Genomic DNA, 5,380 nt, shown 5'->3' with positions numbered 1-5,380 from the left:
CAGGCGTTCGTCCTGTACTCGTCGGTGTCGGGTCTGCTGGGTACGGCGGGGCAGGCGAACTACGCGGCCGGCAACGCGTTCCTGGACGCGCTGGCGGCACACCGCCGGGCTGCGGGCCTCCCCGCGATCTCCCTCGCCTGGGGCCTCTGGGAGGAGACCAGTACCATCACCGGTCACCTCGCCGAGGCGGACCTGCGCCGTCTGGCGCGCTCCGGCCTGCTGCCGCTGGCCACCGACGACGCGATGGCCCTCTTCGACGCCGCCCCTGCCACCGGCGAGAGCGTCCTCGCCGTCACCCGGCTCGACACCCGGGCGATCCGCGCGCTGGGCGACGGGGTACCGCCGCTCCTCTCCGGACTCGTCCGCGCCACCGGCGCCCGCCGTCCGGCGGCCTCGGGCGACGCCTCCGTCGGCCGTCCGGAGGGCCAGGGTCTCGCCGAGCGGCTCGCCGCCCTGGCCGCGCCCGAGCGGGAACGGGCGCTGGTGGACCTCGTCCGCGGCCGGGTGGCCGCCGTCCTCGGGCATGCCGACCACACGGCGATCGACGCCGACCGGCCGGTCCAGGAACTCGGCTTCGACTCCCTGACCGCCGTCGAGCTGCGCAACCAGCTCGCCACCGAGACGGGACTGCGGCTGCCGACCACCCTCGTCTTCGACCAGCCCACGCCGAGGGCGCTCGCCTCGTACCTGGGCGACCGCCTCACGGTCGAGGAGACCGCGCCGGACGAACCGGTCCTCGCGGAACTGGCCCGGCTCGAAGCCGCCATCGAGGCGGCCGTCACCGACGCGTCCGCCCACGGCCGGATCACCGCCCGACTGCGCGAACTCCTCGACGCCGCCGACAGCGCGGCAGGGGCCCCGGCCGGCACCTCGACCCAGGACCGGGGCGACGACCGGGGCGACGACCTGGACTCGGCCACCGACGACGAACTGTTCGCCCTCGTCGACGAGCTGAACTGAGCGACGAACTGACCTGAGCGACGAACTGACCTGAGCCACACCGCCCACTTCGGCACCGAACACCACACGACACACGGGAGTTGACACACCATGGCGGGCGAGGACAAGCTCCGCGACTACCTGAAGAAGGCCGTCGCCGATGCCCGTGAGGCACGCCGGCAGCTGCGGGACATCGAGGACAGGCGGCGCGAGCCGATCGCGATCGTGGGCATGGCCTGCCGCTACCCCGGCGGCGTGTCCTCGCCCGACGACCTGTGGCGCCTCGTGGCCGACGGCATCGACGCCGTCGGCGGATTCCCCGGCAACCGGGGCTGGGACGTGGACGGCCTCTACGACCCGGACCCCGACCGCACGGGCACCTCGTACGCCCGTGAAGGCGGATTCCTCTACGACGCCGACCAGTTCGACCCGGCCTTCTTCGGGATGTCGCCGCGCGAGGCCATGGCGATCGACCCGCAGCAGCGGCTGCTGCTGGAGACCGCCTGGGAGGCGTTCGAGCACGCCGGCATCGACGCCACCGCCCTGCGCGGCTCGGACACCGGCGTGTTCACGGGCCAGATGTACAACGACTACGGCTCACGCCCCCACCTGCCGCCGGAGGACTTCGAGGGCTACCTGTTCAGCGGCAGCGCCGGCAGCATCGCCGTCGGCCGGCTCTCCTACACCTACGGCTTCGAGGGCCCGGCGGTCTCCGTCGACACGGCCTGCTCGTCCTCGCTGGTCGCCCTGCACCTCGCGGTCAACGCGCTGCGCAACGGCGAGTGCTCGGTCGCCCTGGCCGGCGGCGTCACGGTGATGTCGACACCGGTGGCCTTCCTGGAGTTCTCCCGCCTGCGCGGTCTCTCGCCGGACGGCCGCTGCAAGTCGTTCGCGGCCGGAGCCGACGGTGTGGCCTGGTCGGAGGGGGCCGGTGTTCTCGTCGTCGAGCGGCTTTCGGACGCGGTGCGCAACGGGCACCGGGTGCTGGCGGTGGTGCGGGGCAGTGCGGTGAATCAGGACGGTGCTTCGAACGGTCTGACGGCGCCGAACGGCCCGTCGCAGGAGCGTGTCATCCGTCAGGCCCTGGAGAACGCCCGTCTGGCTCCGGCCGAGGTGGATGCGGTGGAGGCGCACGGCACGGGCACCCGGCTGGGCGACCCGATCGAGGCGCAGGCGCTGTTGGCGACGTACGGCCAGGACCGCGAACAGCCGCTGCTGCTCGGGTCGTTGAAGTCGAACATCGGGCATGCTCAGGCCGCCGCGGGTGTGGGCGGTGTGATCAAGATGGTGCAGGCGATGCGGCACGGTGTGCTGCCGCGGACGCTGCACGTGGACGAGCCGTCGCCGTTCGTTCAGTGGGACACGGGTGCGGTCGAGTTGCTGACCGAGGAACGTGACTGGCCCGCCCGAGAGAACGCGCCGCGCCGCGCGGGTGTCTCCTCCTTCGGATTCGGCGGCACCAACGCGCATGTGGTGGTCGAGGAGTTCGTCACCGCGCAGGACGACGAGGCCGAGCGGCCGGAGCCGTCCGGGCCCGTACCGTTCGTGCTGTCCGCGCGGGACGAGGCGGCGCTGCGCGCCCAGGCCCGGCGCCTGCACGACCACGTCGACCGCCATCCCGAGCAGTCCCTCGCGGACCTCGGCTGGTCACTCGGCACCCGCCGGGCCCGGCACGGCCGTGGCGCCGTGGTGGTCGCCCGGCACCGAGCCGAACTGCTCGACGGACTCGCCGCGCTGAGCCGCGGTGAGACCACCCAGGCCGCGCAGCGCACCCCCGCGTCACCGCGCGGCAAGACCGCCTTCCTGCTGACCGGGCAGGGCGCCCAGCGCCTCGGCATGGGCCGCGAACTGTACGAGTTCTCGCCGGTGTTCGCGGCGGCCCTCGACGAGGTGTGCGCCCACCTGGACCCCGAACTCATGCGCCCGCTGAAGTCGGTGCTCTTCGCCGCCGAGGACAGCGCGGACGCGGCGCTGCTCGACCAGACGGCGTTCACCCAGACCGCGCTGTTCGCCCTGGAGACCGCGCTGTTCCGCCTCGCCGAACACCACGGTCTCACCCCGGACTTCCTGCTCGGCCACTCGATCGGCGAGGTCACCGCCGCCCACCTCGCGGGCGTGCTCGACCTGTCCGACGCCTGTGTGCTGGTGGCCGAACGCGGCCGGCTGATGCAGGCCGCCCGGGAGGGCGGCGCCATGGCCGCCGTCGAGGCCGGAGAGGACGCGGTGCGCGCCGCGCTCGCCCCCTACGGCGACCGGGTCGCGGTCGCCGGCGTCAACGGGCCGCGATCCACCGTCATCTCGGGTGACGCCGACGCCGTGGACGAGCTCGCCGCCCGGTTCAAGAAGGAGGGCGCCCGGGTCAAGCGCCTCCCCGTCAGCCACGCCTTCCACTCGCCGCACATGGACGAGATCCTGGACGAGTTCCGCGCGATCGCCCAGGACCTCACCTTCCACGAACCGCGCATCCCCGTCGTCTCCAACGTCACCGGCGCGCTGGCCACCGTCGAGGAACTCGCCTCGCCCGACTACTGGGCCCGGCACATCCGCGAGGCCGTCCGCTTCCTCGACGGCGTGCGCCTCCTGGAGGCGGCCGGTGTCACCGAGTGGCTCGAACTCGGCCCCGACGGGGTACTGAGCGCCCTGGTCGCCGAGTCCCTGGAACAGCCCTCCGGCGTCGTGGCGCCCGTCCTGCGCAGGGGCCGCTCCGAGCCGGAGGTGTGCGCCGCCGCCCTCGGGCTGCTCGCCGCGCGCGGCGCCGACCTCCGCTGGGACACCCTCTTCCCCGGGGCGCACGGCACCGACCTGCCGCTCTACGCGTTCCAGCGGCAGCGCTACTGGCTGGACGCGCCGACCACCGTCACGGACGCCGCGGGCTTCGGGCTCGTGGCGGCCGACCACCCGCTGCTCGGCGCCGCCGTCCCGCTGGCCGACCGCGACGAACACGTTCTCACCGGACGCCTGTCACGCGGCACGCACCCCTGGCTGACGGAACACGCCGTCTCCGGCACCGTGCTCGTGCCCGGCACCGGACTGCTCGAACTCGCCCTCCGGGCAGGCGAACAGCTCGGCGCCGCCACGATCGAGGAACTCACCCTCGCGGCCCCCCTGGTGCTGCCCGAACGCGGCGGCGTGCACCTCCAGGTCTCCGTCGGCGCCGAGGACACCGACGCGACCCGCCCGGTGCGCATCCACGCCCGGCCGCACGGCGACCCCGGCCACGACGGAACCTGGACCCTGCACGCCTACGGCACCCTGAGCGCCGGCGCCGGCGCGGCCGGGGCCTCCCTCACGGCCTGGCCCCCCGCCGGAGCCCGCGAGATCGACCTCACCGGCGTCTACCAGCGTCTCGCCGAGCAGGGCTACACCTACGGGCCCGCGTTCCGCAACCTGCGCCGGCTGTGGACGGTCGGCGACGACCTCTGCGCCGAGGTCGCCCTCGACGACGGCCGGCGCGGCGAGGCACGCCGGTTCACCCTCCACCCGGCCCTGCTCGACGCCGCCCTGCACCCGCTGCTCCCCGGAGTCGCCGGTGACGACGGCCGGGCGGTGCTGCCGTTCTCCTGGGCCGGAGTGAGCGCGACCGCCACGGGCGCGTCCGTGCTGCGGGTCCGGCTCGCCGGAGCGGCGGCGCACGAGGCCGCGAACGGCGGTTCCACGACGGTCGCGCTCACCGTGGCCGACGGCTCGGGCGCACCGGTCGCCGAGGTGGCGGAACTGACCCTGCGCCCACTGTCCGCCGAGTCGCTGCGCACCGCCGGCACCGGCTCCACCGACGGCCTGCTCAAGGTCGAGTGGAGCAGCCCGGCCACCGCGGAGGCCACGGCCGACCTCACCACCTGGGCGGTCCTCGGTTCCGCACGAGACCTCGGCCTGCCGGACGGCACGGCCCGCTCCTACGCGGACTTCGGTGCGCTGGCCCGGGACGTCGAGGCGGGCGCCCCCGCGCCCACGGTCGTCCTCGCTCCCCACTTCTCCGACCCCGTCGGCGAGACGCTGCCGGACACCGCCCGGGGGGCGGCCCACCAGGCGCTCGTCCAGGTGCAGGAGTGGCTCGCGGGCGACCGGTTCGCGGACACCCGCCTCGTGGTCACCACCAGGGGCGCCGTGGCCACCGCGGCCGACGAGGACGTCACCGACCTGGCCCACGCCCCGCTCTGGGGCCTGCTGCGCACGGCACAGTCGGAGAGCCCCGGCCGCATCCAGCTGCTGGACTTCGACGGCACGGACACAGCTGCCCTCACCGCCGCGGTCGCTTCGGGTGAGGCGCAGGTGGCGGTGCGGTCGGGTGGGTTGGTGGTGCCGAGGCTGCGGAGTGCGGTGCCGGGTGAGGGTGGTGCGGTCGCCTGGGGTGAGGGCCCGGTGCTGGTGACCGGTGGCACCGGTGGTCTGGGTGCTGTGGTGGCCCGGCATCTGGTGACGGTGCACGGGGTGCGCTCACTGG

1 protein-coding gene and 1 pseudogene are annotated in these 5,380 nt (G+C 74.5%); both read left to right on the top strand.

What is annotated here, in order from left to right:
• On the top strand, positions 1-960 hold a 960-nt coding region (locus tag K4G64_RS38130), incomplete at its 5' end, for a beta-ketoacyl reductase (RefSeq protein WP_221760443.1).
• A gap of 114 nt (positions 961-1,074) precedes the next feature.
• Positions 1,075-5,380: pseudogene (locus tag K4G64_RS38125) on the top strand (type I polyketide synthase); the annotation flags it as partial.

It is taken from the genome of Streptomyces sp. WAC04114, from assembly GCF_019733245.1.
Taxonomy (GTDB): Bacteria; Actinomycetota; Actinomycetes; order Streptomycetales; family Streptomycetaceae; genus Streptomyces; species Streptomyces massasporeus_A.
Note: the sequence above shows the minus strand (reverse complement) of the source record. Positions and strands in the feature narration are given on the sequence as shown.